Here is a 25,047-nt window from a genome sequence, read left to right as displayed (position 1 = left end):
AGACTGCCGTTGATGTCTATATAGACGCGCCAACGATAGTTCGCATTCCCGCAATAACGGTGGCGTCTGGCCCCATGGCGGTTAAAATCACGAAACGATGCGCCTCTTCCAGCAGTTATCCGGGGCCACGGCGGCGGCGTATGGTCAGCCGCTTCCACAGAGTCGGCACAGCGCCAGCGCGCTGCCACGATTGAGCTTGTTGCATGTCACAGCCAGACGGATCAGAGGGTCGATGAACAGGACAACCTTGCGCCAGGTAACCGGTCCGATCAGCTTCGTGCTGATCGTGCTGGGTTGCTGGTTCGTGGCGGGCATGGTCGCGGACCGGATGGTACAGCAAGAGCTGGACGCCGCCTTGCGCACGCAGCGGCAAATGTCCACGTCGGTTGTCGACAACATGGGAGAGGTGATTGCCAGCGACCTCGCCATGTCTCGCGCCATCCCCGCAACCATGGCCGAAATGGACGTGGTCCAGCGGGCCCTGGTGCAATCCCAGAATTATGCCGTGAACAACGAGGCGGCGGAACCCGCTCTGCGCGCCGCGTTGTTAAAAGACCGGCAGATGACCACCGTCAGCAACTTTCTGCATGACGCGCAGGGCTTCTCCGGGCTCGACCAGATCTGGCTCGTCAATGCCAACGGCGTCTGCGTGGCGTCGAGCGACTCGATCAACAATCCGCAGGCAGCCGAGCGCTCGTTCGTCGGCATCGACATGCGCACGCGCGCCTACCTGACGAATGCATTGCTCGGCGCGTTTTCCGAGGCGTACGGCGTGGGCCGCGCGAGCGGCGAGCCGGGTATCTTCATCGCCGCGCCGGTCTATGCGGAGGGTCTGCTGGTCGGCGTGGTGGTCGCGAAGGTGGGCATCGCCCGCTTGCGCCACTGGGTCGCGCACGAGGGCACCTTCGTCTCCGACGACAACGGCGTGATCATCATGGCGCACGACAGCGAACTCGAAGGCCACATGCTGCCTCACTCACATGTCACGCAGATGAGCGCCGCCGAACGCAAGCTGATCTATCGCCGCGACGTGTTCCCCGACATGGAGATTCGCGTCGACACGCAGGTTCGGGAAGAGGCGCCGTGGGTGCCCGCGGCCGTCGCCGGGCAACTGTTCGGCATGACCGAGCAGCCCGCGCCGTCGCTGTATCAAACCCGCAGCGGCCTGAACTCGGGGCTCTCGGCGCACCTGGTCGATCCGCTCGCGGCCTGGCCTGAACTGCTGCGCAATCATAAGCGCGATCATTTGCTGGTTTTCCTGACGCTGGCCGGGACTGTCGCGCTGGCGTGGGTGATCACGGTGTCGTACGTGCGCGAGCGCCGCCACCATCGCGCGACCCGCGATCTTGCGGAACAATTGCAATCGGCCAACACGCTGCTTGCAGCGGAAGCGCGTCACGACGCGCTGACCGGCGCATTGTCACGGCGCTATTTTCTCGACCTGTTGCGCAGGGAGATCGAGCGCGCGCGGGCAAACCACGAGCCGTTGTGCATGGCGATTGCCGACCTCGACCACTTCAAGCAGATCAACGACCGCTTCGGCCATGCCGCCGGCGACCGCGCGCTCGAACATTTCGTCGACACCTGCCGGGCGGAGCTGCGCAGCGCCGACTCGATCGGGCGGCTGGGCGGCGAAGAGTTTGGCCTGCTGCTGCCGGCCACGGATCTCGCCGCCGGACGCGACGTGGTCGAACGCTTGCGGTTGCGTCTGAAGGCGAATCCTTCACCAAAGCTGCCGCCTTCGGTCGGCTTGAGCGTAAGCATCGGGATCACCGAACTGTCGCCCGACGATCTGCCCGAGCGGATCATGAGCCGCGCCGACACCGCCCTCTACGCGGCCAAGACGGGCGGCCGCGACCGCACCGAAGCGCTGCCGCCCGACGACACCGCCCCGCCCGCCCGCACGGCGGCGAGCGTGTGGTGAGGCTACGTGCATCGCAAGATATCCACGCGCGCGGGCGGAGTTCCGCTTGGTGCAGAAGCTGACACAAAGCAGGCATCCGCGCCGGGCTTCCCGTAATGAAGCAGGTATCATCGACCTTGATATCGAGGTTGCCGCTACCGCTCTAACGGGAGATTCGCATGAAGGGAAATTTGGTGATCGTCTGTCGCGATCAGGACGCTGACGCATTCGACCATCTGCTGGCTGAATATGGTGCGTTCCAGACGCGCCTGTCGTCGACGGCGTGGTATCTGAAACTGGCCGTCGCGCCGGAATTGATTCAGGAGGAGATACTGGCGCGCCTCGGCAAATACACCACGCACTATATTTTCGAGGCCGAAACAGTGACGTGGAACACGGTAGATAGCGACGCGGCAAACGCGTTGAATACGCTGTTTTCAGACTGACGCACTGGGCCCGGCCCGGTGAAAAACATCCGGACGTTGCGTCCGGATATCGAGTGAAAAGGTGCAGACGCGTAGCGCCTGCACCAGTCGGCATCTAACAGGTTTCAGGTACGGTTTTGTTTGATACCCTGGCTGCCGCCAATAGGCAACCTGACCTACCAGGCACTTTCCGACGCAGCCGTTACTCGCGGCACCACCTCGAACGGAAAGCTCATCAGGACTCGCAGACCACGTCCGTCGTGGTTGCCGATCTCCCACTCCCCACCCGCACGCCGCACCAGCCGCTCGACGATGGCAAGACCCAGACCGCTATGTCCATTGCCGCCGCGCGCCGGGTCAAGCCGCACGAAAGGCCGGCTGGCGTTGATCAGATCCTGCGGAGCAATGCCCTTGCCGTTGTCGCTCACCGACAGCGTAAAACCTTGCGACGTGCGCGCCGTGGCGACCGTCACAGGCGGAGCGCCATACGCATGTGCGTTGTCGAGCAGGTTCGACAGAATCCGGTCGAGCGTGGCGGCGGGCAACAGAAACCCGGGTCCCGCATCGAGCCTGGTCAGCACGGTCGGCGCACCGGCCGCGACCGCGCGATAACTACGCACCACGCGTTCACACTGCGCATCCACTTCGACAGCCTCGCTGCGATCCGCGCCGTCGTGTGCGAACACCAGAAACTGTTCGACGATATGTGTCATCGAATCGACGTCACGCACCACGCCGTCGCGCATCTTCACTTCGTCCATCATTTCGGCACGCAGCCGCAAACGTGCGAGCGGCGTTTTCAGATCGTGCGCGACGCCCGCCAGCATCACGGCGCGGTCGTTTTCCGTGCGCGCCACTTCCTGGACCATCTGATTGAAGCCATGCGTCAGTTGACGCAGTTCGCGCGGACCACGTTCCGGCACCGGTGGCACCGGCAAACCACGGCCGAAACGCGCCACCGCCTGAGCCAGATTACGCAACGGCTGCTGTAACGCCCACGCGGCGAACAGCGCCGCCATGACCGCGAACGAGAAAATGATGACGAGCCACAACACCGTGCGGTCGAGCGAACGCGGCATGCGCAACGGCTGCATGGGCACGACGATCCAGCTGTGATCGGTCGCGGCGCGCACCCACAACTCGGGCGGCTTGCCCGGCAGACCGACCCGCACCTGCGTGCCGGCCGGCATGCGGTCGCGCACGTCCTCGACGAAACGTTCGAGCGGCGGCGGCATTTCCGCGCCCTCCGGCGGCACCTCGGCACTCGCCGGATCGACCAGTTTCACCCGCGACGGCAACGGCAGATCCGGCGAACGGACCACGTGTTGACGCACCGCCTCGACGAGAAATGTCGCTTCTTCGACCGCGTAGCGTGTCTGCTGCTGGGAACGCTCGAGGCGCATCAGCGAGAACCACGCGAAATGCGACAGCAGCAATACAGCGACGACTAATAGCGCCAGCCGCCCGAACAGCGAATCAATGGGCCGACGCATGCTGCTCGCCGTCAGGGACGAACACGTAACCGCGGCCGCGCACAGTTTGAATAAAGCGCGGCGTGGACGGATCGGTTTCGAGAATGCGGCGCAGTCGCCACACCTGCACGTCGATGCCGCGGTCGGTGCCGTCGTATTCGGGACCGTGCAGCAGTTCGAGCAGGCGTTCGCGCGTGAGCGTGCGCATGGGGTGATTGACGAAGATCTTCAGCAACGCGAATTCGCTGCCCGACAGCGTGAGCGGCTTGTCTTCCAGATGCAGCGTGCGCGACTGGAAGTCGAGCGTGAAGCGGCCGAAGTTGAACGGCTCGCGCTGTTCCGGCGCCGCCGCCGACGGCAACGTGCGACGCCGCCGCAAGACTGCCTGCACGCGCGCCAGCAGCTCGCGCGGATTGAACGGCTTGCCGAGGTAGTCGTCGGCGCCGAGTTCCAGCCCGACGATCCGGTCGACGTCGTCCGCACGCGCGGTAAGCATGATGACGGGGATATCGTCGCCCGACGCGCGCAGTTTGCGCAGCGCCGTAAGGCCGTCGACACCCGGCATCATCAGATCCAGCACGATCAGATCCGGGCGCTCGCGTTCGAGCCTGCGCTCGAGCGAGCCCGCGTCGTGCAGCACCGACACTTCGATGCCCTGACGGGCCAGATAGTCGCGCAGCAGATCGCGCAATTCGACGTCGTCGTCGACAACAAGTATTTGAGTAGCCATGGATTGAAGTTTAACGCGCAGCAGGAATGGTTTTTGTTAACCAGCACCCTTCAAGGGTTACCGGGTGTTACGGTGAAAGGCGCACGTAATTCTCCGTAATAGCGGTGGCACGCCGCGTAACACAGCGATGACCGGGCTTCTCTACGCTGTGTCTTACCGAATGCAGGCCGAAACACATTACCGGTTGCATCGTCGGCTATTCCATTACAAGGAGCCTTACATGTCCACCAAAAAGATGTCGCGCGTTCTCGTCGTTGCCGCCACCGCCCTCGCCATTGGCGCAGGCGCCGCCTATGCCGCCCAGCCTGCCGGTCAGGCGGGTCACGGCGGCCCCGGCGGCTGGCACGGCCACTTCATGAAGCAACTGACCCAGTTGCACGACCAGCTGAAGCTGAACGCCGATCAGGAAAAGCAGTGGCAAGCTGCGCTCGACACGATGAAGCAGGGTCACGAAGCCATGCGCGCAAATCACGAGCAGATCAAGGACCAGTTTAAGGCTGCGCAGCAACAGCCGATCCTGGATCTGAACGCCATGGCCGCCGCGCATCAGCAGGTCGAGCAGAAAGATGCGCAACTGCGTCAGCAGACCACCGACGCGTGGCTCAAGTTCTACAACGGCCTGAACGACCAGCAGAAGACTACCGTCAGCACGGCGTTGAAGCAGCGCTTTGCGAAGATGGAATCGCGTCACGAGCATATGCGCGAACGCTGGGAACATCGTGATCATAAGGGCGCAGCGTCGGCGCCGGCCGCGAACTAATAAGCGGATTTCCTGCAACGCCGGGCGGGCTTCCGCAGCCGTCCGGCGAATGCAAAAACGCCACGGAATTTTCCGTGGCGTTTCTGTTTGTGCATCGATCTGGCAGGCCGGGGTTCACGCCGCTTTAGCGTCGTGGTTCATCGCTCGCGCGATGAACGGCATGCTCAGCCGTTAAGCTCGCCGAGATCGAACAACAGCACTTCCGCGTCCTCGCCCTTCTCCAGCGTGACGAGATCGGTTTCGCTGAGCTTGGCGGCGTCGCCGGCCTTGAGCGCCTGGCCGTTCACCGTTAGCGCGCCGCGAGCCACGTGCACATACGCGAGACGTCCCTTCGGCAACGTGAACGTGGCGCTTTCCGTACCGTCGATCAGCCCGGCATAAATCGACGCGTCCGCGTGAATCGTCACCGAGCCTTCGCGACCGTCGGGCGAAGCGACGACCCGCAGGCGGCCTCGCTTGTCTGCGGCATCGAAACGCTTTTCTTCGTAGCCGGGCTGGTCGCCCGCGCGCTTCGGAATCACCCAGATCTGCAGCAGGTGCGTGGTGTCGTCCGGCAGCGCATTGAACTCGCTGTGCTGCACGCCCGTGCCCGCGCTCATGCGCTGCACGTCGCCGGGACGGATGGTCGAACCGTTGCCCATGCTGTCGCGGTGCGCCAGCGCGCCTTCGAGCACGTACGTGACGATCTCCATGTCACGATGGCCGTGCGTGCCGAAACCTTCGCCACCGGCGATACGGTCTTCATTGATCACCCGCAACGGCCCGAAATGAACGTGCTGCGGATCACGGTAATCGGCAAACGAGAAGCTGTGATACGAGTCGAGCCAGCCGTGGTTGGCGTGGCCGCGGTCTTCGGAACGGCGAATCTCGATCATGGTGGGGCTCCCAATCTGATAGTTAAATAGCGATGTCGAGAATGTAGGGGCAGCGGCCGCGCTAAACAATCGGGCGAGAACGCACCGGACCGTCCTATAAATCCGTGCAATCGGGCGGCGGTGGGTGGGCCGCTTCGCTTGCCCGGTCGAAAACGGTCTCAGACGCAGACAAGGTTGCCGACACCTCGCGGCCCCCGGCGTCACGACTGCGGACAACACGCCACCGCCATCGACCGGATAAAACGCCGCCCCGAGTGACGCCCCGAAAGCCGCCGCAAAGCGCCCGGCGTCGCGCATACACAACGAGCGCGGCCACGAGTTTGCCATCGCCCGCGCACCAGACTGGCGCCCCGCCGCTCTTCGGGTAAAATACCGCGCTTTTCGATACGCGTGGGCGCTCACCGCGCGCCGACGGAGTCTAGCCAGGTCGGTCGCGACGAGATCGCAGCAACATCGCAGCGGCGGCGCAGCCTTATCGCACCGGGCTTTGCGACCCACCCCAGGCTTCCTTGATGCATCGGAAAGCCGTCGGCGGCACCCGGGCGCATCCCGCGCGGCACGACAATTTTGACCGCCTAGAATAGCGACGGTCGGCGAAACGCCGGCGGTCGTCGAGTTCGAGCCATCACGACGATCAGTTTGATCCAGGAGAAACATGAAGAAGTTCGCACTGTGCGTGGCGCTTGCGTTCGTGGCCACCAGCGCGATGGCGAAAGAGTGGAAAACCGTGCGCATCGGCGTGGACGCCAGCTACCCGCCGTTTGAATCGAAGGCGCCGAGCGGCGACGTGGTCGGCTTCGACGCCGATCTGACCCGCGCGCTGTGTGCACGGATGAACGTGAAGTGCGTCTGGGTCGAATCGGATCTGGACGGCATCATCCCGGCGCTCAAGGGCAAGAAGTTCGACGCGATCGTGTCGTCGCTGACCATCACGGACAAGCGCCGTGAGCAGATCGACTTCTCCGACAAGCTGTTCGACGCTCCGGCCCGCATGATCGCCAGGGCAGGCTCGCCGTTGCTGCCTACCGCTGCATCGCTGAAGGGCAAAACCGTCGGCGTCGAGCAGGGTTCGACCCAGGAAGCCTACGCAAAAGCCTGGTGGGAACCCAAAGGCGTGACCGTGGTGCCCTACCAGAATCAGGATCAGGTGTACGCCGACCTTGCGTCCGGCCGTCTCGACGCTGCGTTGCAGGACGAAGTGCAGGCCGACGCCGGCTTCCTGAAAACGCCGCGCGGCAAAGGCTTCGCGTGGGCCGGCCCGGAAGTGAAGGACCCGAAGACGATCGGCGAAGGCACGGCCATCGGCTTGCGCAAGGGCGATACCGACCTGAAGGCGATGTTCAATCAGGCGTTGGCTCAGGTTCATCAGGACGGCACGTTCAAGAAGATCGAGAAGCAGTATTTCGACTTCGATATTTATCCTGGACGGTGAACCTGGAGATTGCGCCTTCGCCACCGGCAGCGTCCGCTCGCAAACCGGCCAGGCGCAACTCCGGCGACAGCAGCACGTGACAGGTAACACGCAGCATCCGCGACACTCGGGGCTCGCCCGCATGGGCTTTCCCGGGGCTTCGTAATACAGTCGTCAGCAGTAGATTCAAACCAGGTTCGGGACGAGAGTCCACCAAGCGCGCTGCAAGGCCGGCAACGTCCATGCAGTCATGATTTGCACAGCGGTGCGCTGTGCGCCGCGAAGCACGCGAGCCCCGGCTCGCCGCCCACGCGGCGCAGAGCTGGCCGCGTCTTTCGCGGTGTGTCGCAAACGCATCGTCAAGGACCCCCTATGTTCCTTCAAGGCTACGGCCCGCTGCTTCTCAACGGCACCTGGCAAACCGTCAAACTGGCGGTGTTGTCGCTGGTGTTCGCTTTCGTGCTGGGCCTGCTCGGCGCGGCGGCGAAACTGTCGAAGAATCGAATTTCGTCCGGCATCGGTACGGTGTACACCACGCTCGTGCGCGGCGTGCCCGATCTGGTGCTGATGCTGTTGCTGTTCTACAGCATCCAGATCTGGCTGAACAACCTGACCGACCTGCTCGGCTGGGACCAGATCGACATCGACCCGTTCGTGGCCGGCGTCGCGGTGCTCGGCTTCATTTACGGCGCGTACTTCACCGAGACGTTCCGCGGCGCGTTTCTCGCGGTGCCGCGCGGTCAGCTCGAAGCGGGCGCGGCGTACGGCATGACCAACTGGCAGGTGTTCTCCCGCGTGATGTTCCCGCAGATGATGCGTTTCGCGCTGCCCGGCATCGGCAATAACTGGCAGGTGATGGTCAAGGCCACGGCGCTGGTGTCGATCATCGGTCTCGCCGACGTGGTCAAGGCGTCGCAGGACGCCGGCAAGGGCACGCTGCGGTTCTTCTTCTTCACCCTGTTTGCCGGGGCGATCTATCTCGTCATCACCACAGTGTCGAACTTCGTGCTGATGTACCTCGAAAAGCGTTATTCGACCGGCGTGCGAAAGGCGGATCTATGATCGGGATCATTCAGGAATACTGGCGCAATTATCTCTTCACCGACGGCTACCGCTTCACCGGCCTCGCGATCACAATGTGGCTGCTGGTGGTGTCGATCGGATTGGGCTTCTGCCTGTCGGTGCCGCTCGCGGTGGCGCGCGTGTCGAAGAAGAAGTGGCTCTCCCGCCTCGTGTGGCTCTATACGTACATCTTTCGCGGCACGCCGCTCTACGTGCAGCTGCTGCTTTGCTATACCGGTTTGTACAGCCTCGAAATCATCCGCAATAACGAACTGACCAATGCGTTTTTCCGCGACGGCATGCATTGCACGCTGCTCGCGTTCACGCTGAACACCTGCGCATACACCACCGAGATTTTCGCCGGCGCGATCAAGGCCACGCCATATGGCGAGATCGAAGCGGCCCGTGCGTACGGCATGTCGTCGTTCACGCTGTACCGCCGTGTGATTCTGCCGTCGGCGCTGCGCCGCGCACTGCCCTACTACAGCAACGAAGTGATCCTGATGCTGCACGCCACCACCGTTGCGTTCACCGCGACCGTGCCGGACATCCTCAAGATTGCACGCGACGTGAACTCGGCTACGTATCAGTCGTTCAACGCGTTCGGTCTCGCCGCGCTCCTTTATCTCTGTATTTCTTTTGCGCTCGTGTGGCTATTCCGCCGCGCCGAGCGTCGCTGGCTCGCTTACCTGCGGCCGCAAGGCAAGTAACCCTGGGCCATAAGCCCTCTGCAAGTAAGCTCGTCAAGGACCCTGATGAACACCAAGAAGCAGAAGCTCTTCGTCGACGAGCTTCACAAAAAATACGGCGATAACGAAGTGCTCAAAGGCGTGTCGCTCAAAGCGAATGCCGGCGATGTGATCAGCGTGATCGGCTCGTCCGGTTCGGGCAAGAGCACGATGCTTCGCTGCATCAACTTTCTCGAACAGCCGAACTCGGGCCGCATCTTCGTCGACGGTGAGGAAGTCCGCACGCAGATCGGCAAGAACGGCGCGCTGCGCGTGTCGGACCCGAAGCAGTTGCAACGCGTGCGCACCAGGCTGTCGATGGTGTTCCAGCATTTCAACCTGTGGTCGCACATGAACGTGCTCGAGAACATCGTCGAGGCGCCGATCAATGTGCTGGGTCTGAAGCGCAAGGAAGCCGAAGAACGCGCGCGCGAATATCTCGAGAAAGTGGGACTCGCGCCGCGTCTGGAAAAACAGTACCCGTCGCATCTGTCGGGCGGCCAGCAGCAGCGTGTGGCGATTGCGCGCGCGCTCGCGATGCAACCCGACGTGATGCTGTTCGACGAACCGACTTCCGCACTCGACCCCGAACTGGTCGGCGAAGTATTGAAGGTCATGCAGACGCTCGCCGAAGAAGGCCGCACGATGATCGTCGTCACGCACGAGATGGCTTTCGCGCGCAACGTATCGAATCACGTGATGTTTCTGCATCAAGGCCGCGTTGAAGAACAGGGCCATCCTGACGAAGTATTCGGCAACACGAAAAGCGAACGCCTTAAGCAATTCCTTTCCGGCAGCCTCAAATAAAATCGGCTCGAATATAACTACAAGCCCGCTATTTGGGCTGTAGTCGAAGTAGTATTACAAGGCGCTTTCGAGCGCCTTTTTTGTTTTGTTTCTCTATGCATTTTGGGTATTTCGATGCCCAAAAATCGCTCCTCGCGAACCTTTTTTACCCTCTCCCCGCCTTACTCCGCCGTTTCGGAAGCGTCAATAGTGACAATCCTTAAGATTGCCATCCCAGAAGCATCAATCCCTTATTGGATAAGGATTTAAGCGCTTTCCGGGGATGTGGCAACGGGTCATTGCGCACATTCCTATTGCAATTTGGAGACACCCTCTCCGACAGGTACTAATTTCTTCTCCCATAGAAGTGTATTTTTGATAAATTAGTAACCAAAGTAGCAAAACAAAGTTGATTAAAAGTAGTTTTACTTCAAAGCACAGAGGAGAACCGGTCGGCGAGGGATCGGCATGACGACTAGATAGCCCCAAGGCTACACGTCACGGCAGGAGACCCAATCCACCCGCTAATCTCCCTGGTACGTACCGATTTCTGTTCGGCGTTGTTTGCGTCCGAGCACCATTCGCAGTACTGGGTTTACTTTTTGACAGGGTATGGAGGAGAAGATGAAGAAAGCTTTGCTCGCCGCGGCGCTGATGTCAGCTGGCGTTGTTGCTCACGCCCAAAGCAGCGTGACGCTGTATGGCCGCCTTGATGCAGGCATCGAGTACATGTCGGGTGTTCCGAGCGGCGGCGGTACTGGTGCGGCAACTCAAAGCACCAACCGTTGGAAAGCAGAAAGCGGCGACTGGGGTACGAGCCTGTGGGGTATGAAGGGCGTTGAAGACATCGGTGGCGGCAACAAGGTTCTGTTCCAGTTGGAAGGCTCGTTCAACACGATGACGGGCGCAGGTCCTGGCGGCGGCGGTCTCTTCAATCGTTGGGCAACTGTTGGTCTGTCGAACGACGCATACGGTACGTTCACGATGGGCCGCATGCTCTTCATCTCGAACGGCGTGTGGGACTTTGACCCGTTCGGTCAATCCAACTGGTCGTCGGCATCGCTGGTTCGTGGCCGCAACTGGCCGCAATCGAGCAACAACTTCGCGTACCAGTCGCCGAAGATCGCAGGCTTTGACTTCTACGGTCAATACGCTCTGTCGAACGCAACGAGCTGGAACGGCAATGGCTCGACCGCTCAAGGTCGCGAAGCTGGCGCACAGATCACCTACACGAACTCGCTGTTCCAGGTTCGCGGTCTGTATGACGAAATCCGCAATCCGGCAAACGGCGGTCTGTATGGCCCACAAGTCGGCGACATCAACGCGGCTAACGTAGGCGGCGGCGTGTTCTCGGCATCGCGTGAATACTCGGCTTTGGTCAACGTGTTCCTCGGCCAGTTCAAGGTTCAGGCTGCTTACCAGGCTGTCCGTTCGGCGGGTGCTACCGGTGTTCTGCCGGGCCAACCGACTACCCTCGACCACGAATGGGGCGGTGTGACGTGGCAAGCAACGCCGGCTGCAGCTCTTATCGCAGCGGTGTACCACGTGAACGCGAACAATGGCGGCGGCAATGCGACGATCTACACGGTCGGCGGTTCGTACAACCTGTCCAAGCGCACGCTGCTTGACATCCAGGTTGCTACGGCACAAAACAGCCGCAATGCAAACTTCGGCCTGAACGCGAACAATCCGGGCACGAACGCTGCAACGGACAACCCGCTGCCGGGTCACGCTCAAACCGGCGTGTACGCAGGTATCCAACACTCGTTCTAATCGAACGATGGGCCCCGAAGAAAGTTTCTTCGGGGCACCACAATCAAGACTTCTTCAAGAAGAATCTTTTTCACGCTGCTGCGAGAGGCGCGTATCGGTGCAATGTCCGCAAGGGTATTGCACCGTTTTTTATTTCAGCGCACGGTTTTATTCCACTATTCCGCCGACTTTGAATTCGCCGCACCGGATCGGTGCGCGGGAGTTCGTATCGGCGAGAATAAACCGTGCGTCTGTTTTGCTTTAACGCTATTGCGAAGTCAGGCGCTTCAAACTGCTGCTTCGTTTTCTTCGCCCGTACGAATACGGATCACGCGCTCGACTTCCGCGACGAAAATCTTGCCGTCGCCGATCTTGCCCGTACGCGCTGCGCCGATGATCGCGTCGATCACCTGATCGCACTGGTTGTCTGCGACTACGACTTCAATCTTCACCTTCGGCAGAAAATCGACTACGTACTCTGCACCACGATAGAGCTCGGTATGCCCTTTCTGGCGGCCAAAGCCTTTGACTTCGGTAACGGTCAGCCCGGTCAGGCCGACTTCAGCGAGCGCCTCGCGCACTTCGTCGAGTTTGAACGGTTTGATGACTGCAGTGATGCGCTTCATGGCGAACCTCGTCTCGTGATAGGAAGAGTGAAAGGAAAATGGATGATTTTTATTCTACGCCGCGCCGGATGCATTGCGGCAATCCGGCGCGTGGTTCGGGTTTGCTTCGAGTTTGGCTTCACGCGCGGTACGCGTAATGCCGACGCTCATTCAACCGGTTCGGTATAGCGCGAAGTAATCGGATAACGCCAGTCGCGTCCGAACGCGCGATGCGTGACGCGAATGCCGATAGGCGCCTGACGGCGCTTGTATTCGTTGATCTTGATGAGCCGCGTGACACGCTTCACGTCGTCGACCGCATAGCCCGCCGCGATGATTTCCGCGAGCGAGCGATCTTCTTCCATGTACATGCGCATGATCGCGTCGAGCACGTCGTATTCGGGCAAGCTGTCCTGATCGGTCTGGTTCTCACGCAACTCCGCCGACGGAGCGCGCGTCAGAATCCGCTCGGGGATCACGTCCTGCTTGCTGAACGTGGTGGCCTGATTGCGGTAATGGCACAGCTTGTAGACCAGTGTCTTCGCGATGTCCTTGATCACCGCGAAGCCGCCCGCCATGTCGCCGTAAAGCGTGCAATAGCCGACTGCCATCTCGCTCTTGTTGCCGGTGGTCAGAACGATCGAACCGAATTTGTTCGACAGCGCCATCAGCAACGTGCCGCGGATGCGGGCCTGGATGTTCTCTTCGGTAGCGTCTTCGGCACGGCCCGCGAACTCTTCTGCGAGCGAGCCACGGAACGCGTCGAACATCGGCGCAATCGCGATTTCGTCGTAGCGCACGCCGACCCGGCGAGCCATCTCGGCGGCGTCGGTGGTCGAGATGTCGGCGGTATAGCGCGACGGCATCATCACTGCGCGCACGCGATCCGCGCCGAGCGCGTCGCACGCGACCGCGAGCACAAGCGCCGAATCCACGCCGCCCGACAGGCCGATCAACGCACCCGGAAAACCGTTCTTGTTGATGTAGTCGCGCACGCCCATCACGAGCGCGGCGTACACCTGCGCTTCGAGCGACTGCTCCGGCGCAATTCCCGCACGCAGCGGTGTGCCGTTGTCGAATTCGACAATCGCGGTCGCTTCTTCGAACTGCGCCATCTTCGCGACCAGCTCGCCTTGTGCGTCGAGCACGAACGAGCCGCCGTCGAACACCAGTTCGTCCTGCGCGCCGACCATGTTCACATAGACCATCGGCAGGCCGGTTTCGCGAATCCGCGCGCGCAGAATGTCGAAGCGCACCGCTTCCTTGTTCAGGTGATAAGGCGAGCCGTTTGGAATCAGCACGACTTGCGCGCCGGCCGCCTTTGCCATTTGCGCGGCCGATGCATGCCACGCGTCTTCGCAGATCACCACGCCGTACTTCACGCCGTCGAGTTCGAACACGAACGGCTGCGGGTCGGACGCGAAATAGCGCTTCTCGTCGAACACTTCGGTATTCGGCAAATCCTGCTTACGATAGGTGCCCTTCACTTCCCCGTCGACGATCAGCGACGCCGCATTGAACGTGTCGACCGGCGGCACGCCGCGCTCGATCGGCGCGTTTGCATTACCATGGCCGTGCGCTACGTCTCTGAGCGGATGGCCAACGATCACATGCAAGCCGGTGAACGGTTTGAGTTGCACGGCGAGGTCGGCCAACGCGGCGGCGCTCGCGGTGTAGAACGCGGGGCGCAGCAGCAGATCTTCGGGCGGATAGCCGGACAGCGCGAGTTCAGGTGCAACTAGCAGCTTCGCACCATCGTTGTGCGCTAAGCGCGCGGCAGCGACAATCTTCGCGACATTGCCGGCGAAATCGCCGACGGTGACATTGATTTGAGCAAGAGCGATTCGGGTCTTCATGGCAGGATCGACGGGCAAGCGACAAAGGCTTGCGAGTACCGCAGCTGGTTAGTTCGAAGGAACGGACAAATCGGATAAACAAACGACGCAGCATTTGATGGCCCCTGAAAGGCCTGAAACGCACCGCGTCGCTCATTCGGAACAGTCACACAGATTGAACCAGGAACGCTTTGATTATCGCACGGGCATTCTCGCGTCGCCCTCCGAGGTGGACGCCGCCGAATGGAACGCCCTCCTCGCGCAGCAGTCGCAACCCACGCCGTTTTTGCGGCACGAGTTCCTGAGCGCGCTGCACGCGACCCGATGCGCGGTCGCCGATACCGGCTGGGCGCCGCAATTCGTCACGCTCACCGATCCGCGCACGGACAAGCTCGTAGCGGCCGCGCCCGTGTATCTGAAGGGGCACTCGTATGGGGAGTATGTGTTCGATTGGGCCTGGGCCGATGCATATAAACGCAACGGTCTGCCCTACTACCCGAAGCTGCTGTGCGCAGTGCCGTTCACGCCGGTGCAGGGCAACCGGTTGCTGTCCGCGGATACGCATGCGTTGCGCCATCTCGCGGCCACGCTGATGGCGTTTGCCGAACAGGCCGACGTGTCGTCGCTGCATGTGCTGTTTCCGACCGAGACCGAAGCGAACGCGCTGACCGGTCTCGGCATGATGCAGCGTGAAGGCGTGCAGTTTCACTGGCTCAACGACGGCTATCGCGACTTCGACGATTTCCTCTCGACGCTCGAACAGAAGAAGCGCAAGAACATTCGCGCGGAGCGTCGCAAGGTGCAGGAAGCGGGCGTGACGATGCGCCGGATTCGCGGCGAGGACATTCAGGACGCGGACTGGCGCTTCTTCAGCAAATGTTATCGGCAGACTTATCGCGAGCACTTTTCGAGTCCGTATCTGAACCTCGACTTCTTTCGGATGATCGGTGCGTCGATGCCGGAAAATCTGTTGCTCGTGATCGCGGAATACGAGGGCAAGCCGATTGCGAGTTCGCTCGTGGTGTATCAGCGCGATGGGAAAAACGGCGGCACGTTATATGGCCGTTACTGGGGCGCGCTGGAACATGTACCGTGTCTACACTTCGAAACGGCTTACTATCAGCCGCTCGAATTCTGCATCGAGGAAAAGCTTGGGGTGTTCGAAGGCGGCGCTCAAGGCGAGCACAAGATGGCGCGAGGTTTCCTGCCCACGGTGACGCGTTCCGCGCATTGGCTCGCGCATCCCGCTTTCGCCGATGCGGTGGGCCATTTTCTCGATAACGAAAAGAACAGCATCCACGCGTACGTGGACGAGCTGCGCGAACACAATCCGTTCAAAGGCTGAAGCGCATTTATGGCGTGGTTTCTTTATCTGCTCGAATGCTCGGACGGCAGCATCTATACGGGCATCGCCACCGACGTGCAGGCGCGTTTCGATAAACACGCGAGCGGCGAAGGCGCGCGTTATACGCGCTCGCGCAAGCCGGTGCGGGTGCTGGCGTCGTTTGAACTCGCGGACCGGTCGAAGGCGTCGACCGCGGAGTATTGGGTGAAGCGGCTGACGGCGGTCGATAAGCGCGCACTGGCGGCGGGGTTAAGGACGTTGGAGTCGGTGTTGCCTGCGCCTGAGGTTATTGAAGTCGCGGAGGTTGACGAAGCGGCAGAGCCTGTTGATGCATTGGCGCCGGTCGAAGCGACAGTGCTTGTCGAAGCACCCGCGCCCGTCAAAACGCGGAAGCGGGTCAAAGCACTGGGAGTGTGTTGAAGCACCGTCAACTGAAAAGCCGCGGAAGCGCCCCCGCGCATCATGACGCAGCGGCAACACCCCCTGCCGCCGCTCAACCTTACCCCCTCGCCTCCCGCATCCGCTCGGTCAACAGCCGATGCATCCGCGCCATTTCCCCCACTGCGTCCGCCTCCAGCGACGTCAGTTTCTCGCGCTCGGGCAACTCATGCCGCACCGGCCGTAGTGTGCGGTTCAACGCCGAGTCGATCTCGGCGCTCATCGCGGCGATCCATTCGGTGAGTTCATCGTGACGCTCGCGCCGCGTCGTAGTCAGACGCAATTGCGTGGCCGTCCCCGCCATCCGGCGCGACAGGCTCAACACCGTCAGCGTCACCGTATCGACCATCGAATCTTCGAGCTTCTCCAAACGAATCCGTCCGATGACTTCTTCCGCGTTGTTGCTGGCGAGACCCGCCGCGCGACGCAACTGCTCCATCTCCTTCTCACTGCGGCGCGGCGACTCCAGCGCAGCCCGCAGATACGCGAGATTCGCGCGTACCGCTTTGCCCAGATACGCGCGGTAATCGACTTTCTCGCGCGTCGGCCAAAGGTAGAACGTGGCCAGCAAAGCGAGCACGCAGCCAAGCACGTTATTGCCGAGCCGCGTGATTGCAAACGAGAATTCGCTCGCGCCTGGCGTCGCGAAGTCGGCGACCAGCACGAAGGTCGGCGTGAGAAACAGCACGAACAGGCTGTAGCTGACGGGACGCAGCGCCATCGTCGCCATCACCAGCGGGAAGACGGCGAGCGAAATGCCGAGCGGCGAATGAATCGCGTAACCGATTGCCGCCGCCAGCACGCCGCCGACAATGCTGCCCGCCGCGCGCTCGATACTGCGCGGCCAGGTCGCCGCAATCGACGGCTGCAGGATCAGCAGCGTCGCCATGGTCGCCCAGTAGCCGAACGGCAACCCCAGCGCGCGGATCACGAGAAAGCCGGTGGTGGTCGTCACGCCGACGCGCGCCGCATGGCGCAAGCCGACGGATTGCCACGACAGATTGGCCTTGAGCGTGGAGACGATCCACGTCATCAGGCGGGCGGCGCTCTCCGTCCACTTCGCAGGCTCCTCGTAAGCGGGCGCGAAGTCGACCAGTTCGAAGTCGGACTTCAGCTTTACCGGTTCCATCAACGCGTTTTCGAGCCGTTGCGCGAGTCGGCGCAGACGTCGCTGGAAATCGGCTAGACGCTCGAAGCGGCCTTCACCCGCCGCCGCGCCGATACCGCGCAGCACCTCGCCAATCGCGCCCAGCAATCGGGCTGCGCGTTTCGCGCGCCATGCGTCGGCGGGAGCGCGTTCGCATGCGCCCGAGACGGCGATCAGATACGCGAACAGCGCTTCGCTGTCGGTGAGAAGACCGAGCAAGGTGTCGTAGGTTTCGCGACTGCCTGTTCTCGATGGAGGCACGTTTGCCAGCAGCTTGCGCGACCGCTCCAATGCAGCGCGGGCGTCGGCGCGGAACTTGGCGGCGTGGGTGGCCCAATCGCGTGGAATAGCGCGTTGTTCGAGCAGACGCGCGCTGTCGAGTGCAATGTCGGCGAGCCGCAGATACACCGTGCGCAACGACGACCGGCTCGCGCCGAACGGATGAATGCGCCACACGGTCAGGCTCAGCGCGATCGCAAACAGGCAGCCGACCAGATACACGCCGAGAAACGCGAGGCCCGCGCGAACGCTGTGCATCGGCCGGTCGACCATGACCACGCAGGCGGTCGCCGCGAGGATCGTCACCTGCGAGGTGGCTGCACCCCAGATGCGGCCGAATGCGCCGAGTGTCGTGAACGCGAGCACCGCCAGTGCCGCGAATACAGCGCTCGAGCCCGACGCAAAAGAGGTGATGCCGCCGCACAACGTGGACAGCAGCGCAAAGCCCATCATCGATGCGAAACGGGCCCGGTTGGAACCGGCGGCATCGGCGAGACAGGTCCAGAACGCGCCGATCGCGGCCCACGCGAAGATCGGATCGTGCAGCACATTGCCCACCGCGAGCATGGCCGTCGACGCACACGCGGCTCTCAGCCCTTCAGACAGACTCGCCTCGCTCGCGGAGAACGACACCATCCATACCGGACGCTTGCGATAGATCGTCGTCGCAATCCTGTACAGCCGGTTCGACCAGCGTGGCGACGACGGGTGAAGCTTTCGGTTCATCATCCGGACGGTGTTCTCCTGATAGCCGTATCGCGCGCTGCATGGGCGCCGCGTTTGGCGTTGTTGCTATGTTTTGATCAGCCGCGCGCGACTCCGCAAGGCTGTGCGGCATATATTAAGGGTTAACCCCTAAATATAAAAATGCCTTCGGTTCATCTTCTTTATGCATGGCGTCTATGCACGCGCACTCCTCATGCCGGCAGCCTGCTTTGGACACGAACGAGGTTAGATGAGCACGTTGAAAACGCCATGAAAAAACCGCACGTCCCTTGCGGAATCGTGCGGCTTTTTAGATCGCTTTGCTAGTCGGCCATTCGGCCAACCTCACGCGTGCTTACTTCTTGAAGTTCGCGACGCCTTCGGTGATTTCCTTGTGCGCGGCTTCGATGCCTGCCCAGCCTTCGACCTTCACCCACTTGCCCTTCTCCAGCGCCTTGTATTGCTCGAAGAAGTGCTTGATCTGGTCTTTCAGGTACGCCGGGACGTCGTCGATCGACTTCAGGTCGGCGGTCATCGGGCAGACCTTGTCGTGCGCCACGGCGACGAGCTTCGCGTCCACGCCCGATTCGTCGGTCATTTGCAGCATGCCGAGCGCGCGTGCGCGAACCACCGAGCCTGCCAGCAGCGGGAACGGCGTGAGCACCAGCACGTCGACCGGGTCGCCGTCGCCCGACAGCGTTTGCGGAATGTAACCGTAGTTCGCCGGATAGCGCATGCCGGTGCCGATGAAACGGTCGACGTGAAGCAGGCCCGTTTCCTTGTCAGCTTCGTACTTGACCGGATCGCTTTGCGCCGGGATTTCGATGATGACGTTGAAATCTTGCGGAAGGTCTTTGCCTGCGGGTACGTTATTGAAGCTCATGAGCGCTCTCTGATCAGAAGATGAAAATCGGAACACGGCTTGCTGCGCGTGCGTTCGGGCAAACCTGAAGCGGGCGGGGCCCAGACTCGATGTTGCGGCGAACAGCAGCGTGGCGGCCGGACATTGCGGAATACGCCATTATAGCCAATCGGCCGATGGCATCCGTCGCGGGATCGGCCGATAATCATTAAGCGTTTCCGACAGCTTTTTTGCACGGCTTTTCTCGATTGTGCCTCTGGTTTGTGAACATCGCGCGGCTGAACCCCGCTGCGCGCTACCCGCAACACTCAAGGAGCAAGCATGGAAGAAGCACGACACTTCATCGGCGGCGAGTGGTGTGCCGCCTCGGGCGGCGAGACGATCGGCGTGCTCGATCCGTCCGACGGACAGGTCTTCACGCAACTCGCGCGCGGCACCGCCGCCGATATCGACACCGCGGTCCACGTCGCGCGCCGCGCGTTCGAAGGTCCGTGGGGCGCGGCGAGCGCCGCCGAACGCGGGCGGATCCTCTACCGGCTCTCGATGCTGGTCGCCGCCCGCCAGGAACAACTGGCCCAACTCGAAGCCCGCGACACCGGCAAACCGCTCAAGCAGGCACGCGCCGACGCCGCCGCCCTCGTCCGCTATTTCGAGTTCTATGCGGGCGCCGCCGACAAGTTGCACGGCGAAACGCTGCCCTACCAGACCGGCTATACGGTGCTGACCATCCGCGAGCCGCACGGTGTTACCGGGCATATCGTGCCGTGGAATTATCCGATGCAGATTTTCGGCCGCAGCGTCGGCGCGGCGCTCGCGACCGGCAATGCGTGCGTCGTCAAACCGGCAGAGGATGCATGCCTGTCCGTGTTGCGCGTCGCCGAACTGGCCGCCGAAGCGGGCTTGCCTGCGGGCGCGCTGAACATCGTCACCGGCTATGGACACGAAGCGGGCGCGGCGCTCGCGAAGCATCCCGGCATCGACCACATTTCCTTCACCGGATCACCGGAAACCGGCAAGCTCGTCACGCAAATGGCTGCCGAGAACCATGTGCCGGTCACGCTCGAACTGGGCGGCAAATCCCCGCAAATCGTCTTCGCCGACGCCGATCTCGACGCCGCCCTGCCCGTGCTGATCTCGGCCATCGTGCAGAACGCTGGGCAGACCTGTTCGGCGGGCAGTCGCGTGCTGATCGACCAGGCCATTTACGAACCGCTGCTCGACCGCCTGGGCAACGCGTTTCATGCGTTACGGGTGGGCCCTTCGCAGGCCGACCTCGACTGCGGGCCGCTCATCAACGCCAAGCAACAACAACGCGTGTGGGACTTCCTGTCCGACGCGCAACACGACGGCATCGCGATGGTGGCTCACGGAGAAGTGATTGCCGACGCGCCCGAAAGCGGTTTCTATCAAGCGCCCACGTTATTGCGCGACGTGCCTGCGAGCCACCGTCTCGCACGCGACGAAGTGTTCGGCCCGGTGCTCGCCGCGATGTCCTTCCGCGACGAAGACGAAGCGCTCGCGTTAGCCAACGGCACGCAGTACGGCCTGGTCGCCGGCATCTGGACGCGCGATGGTGCGCGGCAAATGCGGCTCGCGCGGCGCTTGCGCTCGGGGCAGGTGTTCATCAACAACTATGGCGCGGGCGGCGGCGTCGAATTGCCGTTCGGCGGCGTCAAGCATTCGGGCCACGGACGTGAGAAAGGCTTCGAAGCGCTGTACGGATTTAGCGTGTTGAAGACTATCGCGATCCGGCACGGCTAAACGCGCGCGGTTCGACGTAACGTGAAGCAACGCAGCACCATCCACAACAAACAACGGAGACATCATGCGGTTGACAGGTAAAACGGCCATCGTCACGGGTGGCGGCTCGGGTTTCGGTGAAGGTATCGCGAAGACCTATGCGCGCGAGGGCGCGAACGTCGTGGTCAACGATCTGAACGGCGCGGCCGCCGAACGCGTGGCGAGCGAGATTGCGCTGGCCGGCGGCAAGGCGATTGCGGTGGCGGGCAACGTCGCGCAGCAGGCGGACTGGCGCACGCTGCGCGAGGCCGCGCTCGACGACTTCGGCAGCGTGCAGATCGTCGTCAACAATGCGGGGACCACGCATCGCAACAAGCCGGTACTCGAAGTGAGCGAAGCCGAGTTCGACCGCGTGTACGCGGTGAACGTCAAAAGCATTTACTGGAGCGTGCAGGAGTTCGTGCCGTATTTCCGCCAGCAAGGCGGCGGCAGCTTCATCAATATTGCGTCGACGGCGGGCGTGCGGCCGAGACCGGGGCTCGTCTGGTACAACGGCAGCAAGGGCGCGGTGATTATCGCGAGCAAGTCGCTTGCTGTAGAACTTGGGCCGGACCGCATTCGCGTGAACTGCGTGAATCCGGTGATTGGTGAAACCGCGCTGTTATCCGAATTCATGGGCGTCGAAGACACGCCGCAAAATCGTCAAAAGTTTCTGGCCGGGATTCCGCTCGGAAGATTTTCGACGCCGCAGGATATTGCGAATGCGGCGCTTTATCTGGCTTCGGATGAGGCGGAGTTTATTACGGGTGTGTGTCTTGAAGTGGATGGCGGGCGGTGCGTTTAGCGTGCTACCGAGGTCGTGTGAGGGTGGTGATGTTTTGTGCCGCCCTTGCTTTTTTCGGTCGCTTTTTTCGCTGTTGATTCGTGATCCAAACCAGCCAACGTAGCTTGAATGGATCGACTTCAGTCGGCCCATTGCAGGGCCGAGAGCCACGAGCAATAGGAATGCGCCGCGCTAGAGCGATCGGGCCAATCAATCGACCTTACTCGTCCAGAACAACGGGCACGTCAGCAACTGCCACGGCTCCAACCCAATTGGGCAATCGCCTATTTTCACACCGAACACATCTGAGCCGAAGAACATAAATCTATACATCCCCATCCAGTCGCCAACCCGCTTTGCCGGATCCCCGCTTAACTCTGCCTGGGAAGCTTCGTATCGGAATGGCATAAAGCGTGAGGTGTCGCTTCCATTCGTCGCAACGATTTGCATCTCGCCGCCGTTTTTTTCTGCTGATCGTTGAGTCTGCTACTGGAATGCTGGACGACGCAGACGCGCTGAATTCTCTGGTGCGGACGCTTGCATTTACTCGACTCTCATCGCAATGCATTCCGCTTATTTCTCAAGACTAGCGATGGCATGCCGTAATCACTATCGGTATGAAGGTTCGACTTATCGAGCGTGGTGGTAACTCGACCATGCCCGCGCTGGGGACAACAACACACTGACAACAAGGAAAACTCGATGAAAGGGCGCTTCGCAGCTTGTATGGTTTCCATTTCCGCTTTGGCCGCATTGACTGGCTGCGTTTCGGTGCAGCCAAAAAGCATTTCGCAGGACAGCGCGGCGGCACTGCACGGCAAGACGGTCGTCGTCGATGCCTACGAAAGCCCCGGCTTCACCGCGATGACGCCGGGCAAGGCCGCGTTGGGCCTAATCGGCGCGGGTCTCATGATCAGTGAAGGCCGCAGTTTCATTCACGGCAACCAGATCGCCGACCCGGCAGTCGCAATCGGCAATGGCCTCGCGCAAGAGATGGCGACGAAATACGCTGTCGTCGTCAAGGCGACCAGCGACGTCAAACCGCTCACGACAGATGCGATCGACGCCATCGTCGCGCAGTATCCCGACAGCGACCTGATCATGGATAGCCACACGGTCAACTGGGCATACGCGTACTTCCCCGACCACTGGGGCACCTATCGGCTGATCTATGCGGCCAGGATCCGCCTCATCGACGCGCATACCAAAACTGTGCTCGCGGAAGGGCTGTGCAAGCAGGTGCCGGATTACTCACCGGATATGCCCGACTACGACACGCTCACTGGCAACGGCGCCGCATGGACAAAGGCGAAGTTGAGCAGCTATGCCGAGTCGTGTGTCAGCGAGTTTGGCGCGTCGTCGCTGGACCTGCCGCAAATCGCTCATCAGGCGACCGCGGCGCAACCGGGAGCGACCCAGGCGCATTGACAGGCGAAGCATGGATCGCCCGCTCGCGCACATGCACTCTACTTTCGGTCGTTGGACGTTGCTCCGACGATCGACTTTCTGGTCGCCACAAGTCGGGGGGCCGGGCTGCCGAGCAGCAGTTTTTCTGCCGATCGGATAGGCGAGAAGTACCGGACCCGCACCGGCTAACGACGAAACCCACCACTTCCTATCCATCCACACAGAATCCCGAGCGAGTTCCCCTTTGCGCCGCGCTCGCCTACCTCAGTGTTTTCCCCCACTCTCGATTCGTGATCCAAATCACCCAGCGCGGCTAGAATCGATCGACTGCGGTCGGTCCATTCCATAAAAAATCACTCATCCTGCATGAGGAGACACCATGGCTAGTCCTGCCAATCCGCTGCACCGTCCCGACGCGGGCGCGCCCTCTTCTTCTTTCGAAGAGGCGACCTATCGCAAGGTCACGTGGCGGCTCGCGCCGTTGCTGATGCTCTGCTACATCGTCGCGTATCTGGATCGCGTGAACGTCGGGTTCGCGAAGCTGCAGATGACCAGCGACCTGGGTCTGAGCGACGCGGTGTACGGCTTTGGCGCGGGCATATTCTTCGTCGGCTATTTCATCTTCGAAATTCCGAGCAACGTGATTCTGCATAAAGTCGGCGCACGCGTGTGGATCGCGCGGATCATGGTGTCGTGGGGCCTCATCTCGATGCTGACCATGTTCGTCACCACGCCGACCATGTTCTACGTGATGCGCTTCCTGCTCGGTCTCGCCGAAGCGGGCTTCTTCCCCGGCATCATCCTGTACCTCACCTACTGGTATCCGTCACACCGGCGCGGGCGCATGACCACCTGGTTCATGACGGCGATTGCGTTGTCGGGGGTGATCGGCGGACCGGTGTCCGGTTATATCCTCAAGAGCTTTAACGGGCTGAACGGATGGCATGGCTGGCAGTGGCTGTTTCTGCTCGAAGGCATTCCGTCGATCATCGTCGGTGTGCTGGTGTTCGCGATGCTCGATGACCGGATTGCGAACGCGAAGTGGCTCACCCGCGAGGAGCAGCAGATGCTCGAGCGACATGTCGCGGCGGAGGAATCGGCCAAGCATGACATGCCGGTTCGTCAGGTGCTCACGAATGGGCGTGTGCTGATGTTTAGTCTCACGTACTTTTCGTTCGTGATGGGTTTGTATGGCGTGAGTTTCTGGCTGCCGACGATTATCAAGGCGACGGGTGTGACCGATGCGTTCATGATCGGGCTGTTGTCCGCGATTCCGTTTGCGGCGGCTGTTGTCGCGATGGTGCTGGTGGCGCGGAGTGCGGATCGGCGGCGCGAGCGGCGGTGGCATATTGCGTTGCCTGCCTTTTTTGGTGCCTTGGGATTGGTGTTGTCGGTTGTTTGGGCGCATAACACCGTGCTGGCGATGGCCTCCCTCACGCTTGCGACGATGGGGATTCTGACTACCCTGCCGCTGTTCTGGAGTCTGCCGACGGCGATTCTGGCAGGGACGGGCGCGGCGGCTGGGATTGCGATGATTAATTCGATTGGGAATCTGGCGGGGTTTTTGAGTCCTTATGCGGTTGGTTGGCTTAAGCAAGCTACGCAGGCTAATGATTCGGGGATGTTTATGTTGGCGGGGTTTATGGTGCTTGGTGGATTGCTTGCGGTTAGTGTGCCGGGGAGGATGGTTAATAAGTGAGCGATAAGCTGATTGCCTCGGTGGCGATTGACCACTGAGGTTCCGCGTTCGCGTTTGAAAACACAAGTCTCCCACTACTTCAAACTATGGCAATTCTTCTAACAGCCCGAGATGGGAGATGCCCCCTTGCTAATAATTGCCGCTGTACTGTTTATCGGATCAGCGATTTTGATCCTGATCAACATCACAGGCGATCCAGGAATCGACTATTGGGACCTTGACGGCGAGAACAGGCAGTCTCGTTCCGGTCTGGATTTC

21 protein-coding genes are annotated in these 25,047 nt (G+C 61.4%); 14 read left to right on the top strand and 7 right to left on the bottom strand.

Going from position 1 to position 25,047, the window contains the following annotated elements:
* Window positions 1-232: 232 nt before the first annotated feature.
* Window positions 233-1,924, top strand: a complete 1,692-nt coding sequence (locus ABH945_RS14810; protein ID WP_074763387.1) for a sensor domain-containing diguanylate cyclase — start codon at window positions 233-235, stop codon at window positions 1,922-1,924.
* A gap of 158 nt (window positions 1,925-2,082) precedes the next feature.
* Window positions 2,083-2,349 (top strand): hypothetical protein, encoded by a 267-nt coding sequence (locus ABH945_RS14805; RefSeq protein WP_074763386.1) that lies wholly within the window; start codon window positions 2,083-2,085, stop codon window positions 2,347-2,349.
* Window positions 2,350-2,504: 155 nt separating this feature from the next.
* Here the strand turns inward: ABH945_RS14805 and ABH945_RS14800 are convergent, their stop codons facing one another.
* Together ABH945_RS14800 and ABH945_RS14795 are read right to left on the bottom strand one after the other, a co-directional pair.
* Window positions 2,505-3,821, bottom strand: a complete 1,317-nt coding sequence (locus ABH945_RS14800) for an ATP-binding protein (protein WP_429250968.1) — start codon at window positions 3,819-3,821, stop codon at window positions 2,505-2,507.
* A complete protein-coding gene (locus ABH945_RS14795; RefSeq protein ID WP_007175815.1) occupies window positions 3,805-4,530 on the bottom strand; it encodes a response regulator in 726 nt (241 codons plus the stop codon). Before ABH945_RS14795 ends, ABH945_RS14800 begins: the two co-directional genes overlap by 17 nt.
* Before the next feature lie 220 nt (window positions 4,531-4,750).
* Between ABH945_RS14795 and ABH945_RS14790 the strand changes: the two genes are divergently transcribed.
* Complete coding sequence (locus ABH945_RS14790) at window positions 4,751-5,290, top strand: periplasmic heavy metal sensor (RefSeq protein WP_429250967.1); 540 nt, start codon at window positions 4,751-4,753, stop codon at window positions 5,288-5,290.
* Window positions 5,291-5,454: 164 nt separating this feature from the next.
* Here ABH945_RS14790 and ABH945_RS14785 read toward each other — a convergent pair whose 3' ends face one another.
* Window positions 5,455-6,165, bottom strand: a complete 711-nt coding sequence (locus ABH945_RS14785) for a pirin family protein (RefSeq protein WP_074763383.1) — start codon at window positions 6,163-6,165, stop codon at window positions 5,455-5,457.
* 655 nt (window positions 6,166-6,820) lie between these two features.
* Between ABH945_RS14785 and ABH945_RS14780 the strand changes: the two genes are divergently transcribed.
* From ABH945_RS14780 to ABH945_RS14760, 5 genes are all read left to right on the top strand, one after another.
* Complete coding sequence (locus ABH945_RS14780) at window positions 6,821-7,597, top strand: ABC transporter substrate-binding protein (protein WP_429250966.1); 777 nt, start codon at window positions 6,821-6,823, stop codon at window positions 7,595-7,597.
* A gap of 351 nt (window positions 7,598-7,948) precedes the next feature.
* On the top strand, window positions 7,949-8,638 hold the full coding sequence (locus ABH945_RS14775) for an ABC transporter permease (RefSeq protein ID WP_074763381.1): 690 nt from the start codon (window positions 7,949-7,951) through the stop codon (window positions 8,636-8,638).
* A complete protein-coding gene (locus tag ABH945_RS14770) occupies window positions 8,635-9,348 on the top strand; it encodes an ABC transporter permease (RefSeq protein WP_074763380.1) in 714 nt (237 codons plus the stop codon). Before ABH945_RS14775 ends, ABH945_RS14770 begins: the two co-directional genes overlap by 4 nt.
* Before the next feature lie 45 nt (window positions 9,349-9,393).
* Window positions 9,394-10,173 (top strand): ABC transporter ATP-binding protein, encoded by a 780-nt coding sequence (locus ABH945_RS14765; protein ID WP_074763379.1) that lies wholly within the window; start codon window positions 9,394-9,396, stop codon window positions 10,171-10,173.
* A 603-nt stretch (window positions 10,174-10,776) separates the two neighbouring features.
* Entirely contained in the window at window positions 10,777-11,925 is a 1,149-nt protein-coding gene (locus tag ABH945_RS14760; protein ID WP_074763378.1) for a porin, read from the top strand.
* Window positions 11,926-12,191: 266 nt separating this feature from the next.
* On the opposite strand, the gene glnK is transcribed toward ABH945_RS14760, so the two are convergent.
* Together glnK and ABH945_RS14750 are read right to left on the bottom strand one after the other, a co-directional pair.
* A complete protein-coding gene (gene glnK / locus ABH945_RS14755) occupies window positions 12,192-12,530 on the bottom strand; it encodes a P-II family nitrogen regulator (RefSeq protein ID WP_074763377.1) in 339 nt (112 codons plus the stop codon).
* Between the two features lie 146 nt (window positions 12,531-12,676).
* The gene (locus tag ABH945_RS14750) at window positions 12,677-14,365 is read right to left on the bottom strand and encodes an NAD+ synthase (protein WP_074763376.1); all 1,689 of its coding nucleotides are present in this window, start codon (window positions 14,363-14,365) and stop codon (window positions 12,677-12,679) included.
* 154 nt (window positions 14,366-14,519) lie between these two features.
* Here ABH945_RS14750 and ABH945_RS14745 point away from each other — a divergent pair, with 154 nt between their 5' ends.
* Entirely contained in the window at window positions 14,520-15,689 is a 1,170-nt protein-coding gene (locus tag ABH945_RS14745; protein WP_429250965.1) for a GNAT family N-acetyltransferase, read from the top strand.
* Between the two features lie 9 nt (window positions 15,690-15,698).
* On the top strand, window positions 15,699-16,109 hold the full coding sequence (locus ABH945_RS14740; protein ID WP_429250964.1) for a GIY-YIG nuclease family protein: 411 nt from the start codon (window positions 15,699-15,701) through the stop codon (window positions 16,107-16,109).
* Window positions 16,110-16,188: 79 nt separating this feature from the next.
* Here the strand turns inward: ABH945_RS14740 and ABH945_RS14735 are convergent, their stop codons facing one another.
* Together ABH945_RS14735 and ppa are read right to left on the bottom strand one after the other, a co-directional pair.
* Complete coding sequence (locus tag ABH945_RS14735; RefSeq protein WP_429250963.1) at window positions 16,189-18,282, bottom strand: FUSC family protein; 2,094 nt, start codon at window positions 18,280-18,282, stop codon at window positions 16,189-16,191.
* Between the two features lie 331 nt (window positions 18,283-18,613).
* Window positions 18,614-19,141, bottom strand: coding sequence for an inorganic diphosphatase (gene ppa / locus ABH945_RS14730; protein ID WP_074763373.1), 528 nt, complete (start codon window positions 19,139-19,141; stop codon window positions 18,614-18,616).
* 300 nt (window positions 19,142-19,441) lie between these two features.
* On the opposite strand from ppa, the gene ABH945_RS14725 reads away from it, so the two are divergent.
* From ABH945_RS14725 to ABH945_RS14710, 4 genes are all read left to right on the top strand, one after another.
* A complete protein-coding gene (locus ABH945_RS14725) occupies window positions 19,442-20,881 on the top strand; it encodes an aldehyde dehydrogenase family protein (protein ID WP_429250962.1) in 1,440 nt (479 codons plus the stop codon).
* Between the two features lie 64 nt (window positions 20,882-20,945).
* Entirely contained in the window at window positions 20,946-21,704 is a 759-nt protein-coding gene (locus ABH945_RS14720; protein WP_074763371.1) for an SDR family oxidoreductase, read from the top strand.
* Between the two features lie 705 nt (window positions 21,705-22,409).
* The gene (locus ABH945_RS14715; RefSeq protein WP_429250961.1) at window positions 22,410-23,111 is read left to right on the top strand and encodes a hypothetical protein; all 702 of its coding nucleotides are present in this window, start codon (window positions 22,410-22,412) and stop codon (window positions 23,109-23,111) included.
* Window positions 23,112-23,469: 358 nt separating this feature from the next.
* The gene (locus ABH945_RS14710; RefSeq protein ID WP_429250960.1) at window positions 23,470-24,789 is read left to right on the top strand and encodes an MFS transporter; all 1,320 of its coding nucleotides are present in this window, start codon (window positions 23,470-23,472) and stop codon (window positions 24,787-24,789) included.
* Window positions 24,790-25,047 lie beyond the last annotated feature (258 nt).

This window comes from Paraburkholderia sp. GAS333 (assembly GCF_050435665.1).
Lineage (GTDB): Bacteria > Pseudomonadota > Gammaproteobacteria > Burkholderiales > Burkholderiaceae > Paraburkholderia > Paraburkholderia fungorum_A.
Note: the sequence above shows the minus strand (reverse complement) of the source record. Positions and strands in the feature narration are given on the sequence as shown.

Excerpts from the sequence above, each read along its gene's own strand:
- ABH945_RS14780 (WP_429250966.1), top strand. The coding sequence starts at position 6,821 with ATGAAGAAGTTCGCACTGTGCGTGGCGCTTGCGTTCGTGGCCACCAGC.
- ABH945_RS14725 (WP_429250962.1), top strand. The coding sequence starts at position 19,442 with ATGGAAGAAGCACGACACTTCATCGGCGGCGAGTGGTGTGCCGCCTCG.
- ppa (WP_074763373.1), bottom strand. The coding sequence starts at position 19,141 with ATGAGCTTCAATAACGTACCCGCAGGCAAAGACCTTCCGCAAGATTTC.
- ABH945_RS14720 (WP_074763371.1), top strand. The coding sequence starts at position 20,946 with ATGCGGTTGACAGGTAAAACGGCCATCGTCACGGGTGGCGGCTCGGGT.
- ABH945_RS14750 (WP_074763376.1), bottom strand. The coding sequence starts at position 14,365 with ATGAAGACCCGAATCGCTCTTGCTCAAATCAATGTCACCGTCGGCGAT.
- ABH945_RS14800 (WP_429250968.1), bottom strand. The coding sequence starts at position 3,821 with ATGCGTCGGCCCATTGATTCGCTGTTCGGGCGGCTGGCGCTATTAGTC.
- ABH945_RS14805 (WP_074763386.1), top strand. The coding sequence starts at position 2,083 with ATGAAGGGAAATTTGGTGATCGTCTGTCGCGATCAGGACGCTGACGCA.
- glnK (WP_074763377.1), bottom strand. The coding sequence starts at position 12,530 with ATGAAGCGCATCACTGCAGTCATCAAACCGTTCAAACTCGACGAAGTG.
- ABH945_RS14810 (WP_074763387.1), top strand. The coding sequence starts at position 233 with ATGAACAGGACAACCTTGCGCCAGGTAACCGGTCCGATCAGCTTCGTG.
- ABH945_RS14740 (WP_429250964.1), top strand. The coding sequence starts at position 15,699 with ATGGCGTGGTTTCTTTATCTGCTCGAATGCTCGGACGGCAGCATCTAT.
- ABH945_RS14785 (WP_074763383.1), bottom strand. The coding sequence starts at position 6,165 with ATGATCGAGATTCGCCGTTCCGAAGACCGCGGCCACGCCAACCACGGC.
- ABH945_RS14770 (WP_074763380.1), top strand. The coding sequence starts at position 8,635 with ATGATCGGGATCATTCAGGAATACTGGCGCAATTATCTCTTCACCGAC.
- ABH945_RS14710 (WP_429250960.1), top strand. The coding sequence starts at position 23,470 with ATGGCTAGTCCTGCCAATCCGCTGCACCGTCCCGACGCGGGCGCGCCC.
- ABH945_RS14715 (WP_429250961.1), top strand. The coding sequence starts at position 22,410 with ATGGTTTCCATTTCCGCTTTGGCCGCATTGACTGGCTGCGTTTCGGTG.
- ABH945_RS14795 (WP_007175815.1), bottom strand. The coding sequence starts at position 4,530 with ATGGCTACTCAAATACTTGTTGTCGACGACGACGTCGAATTGCGCGAT.
- ABH945_RS14735 (WP_429250963.1), bottom strand. The coding sequence starts at position 18,282 with ATGATGAACCGAAAGCTTCACCCGTCGTCGCCACGCTGGTCGAACCGG.
- ABH945_RS14775 (WP_074763381.1), top strand. The coding sequence starts at position 7,949 with ATGTTCCTTCAAGGCTACGGCCCGCTGCTTCTCAACGGCACCTGGCAA.
- ABH945_RS14765 (WP_074763379.1), top strand. The coding sequence starts at position 9,394 with ATGAACACCAAGAAGCAGAAGCTCTTCGTCGACGAGCTTCACAAAAAA.
- ABH945_RS14790 (WP_429250967.1), top strand. The coding sequence starts at position 4,751 with ATGTCCACCAAAAAGATGTCGCGCGTTCTCGTCGTTGCCGCCACCGCC.
- ABH945_RS14760 (WP_074763378.1), top strand. The coding sequence starts at position 10,777 with ATGAAGAAAGCTTTGCTCGCCGCGGCGCTGATGTCAGCTGGCGTTGTT.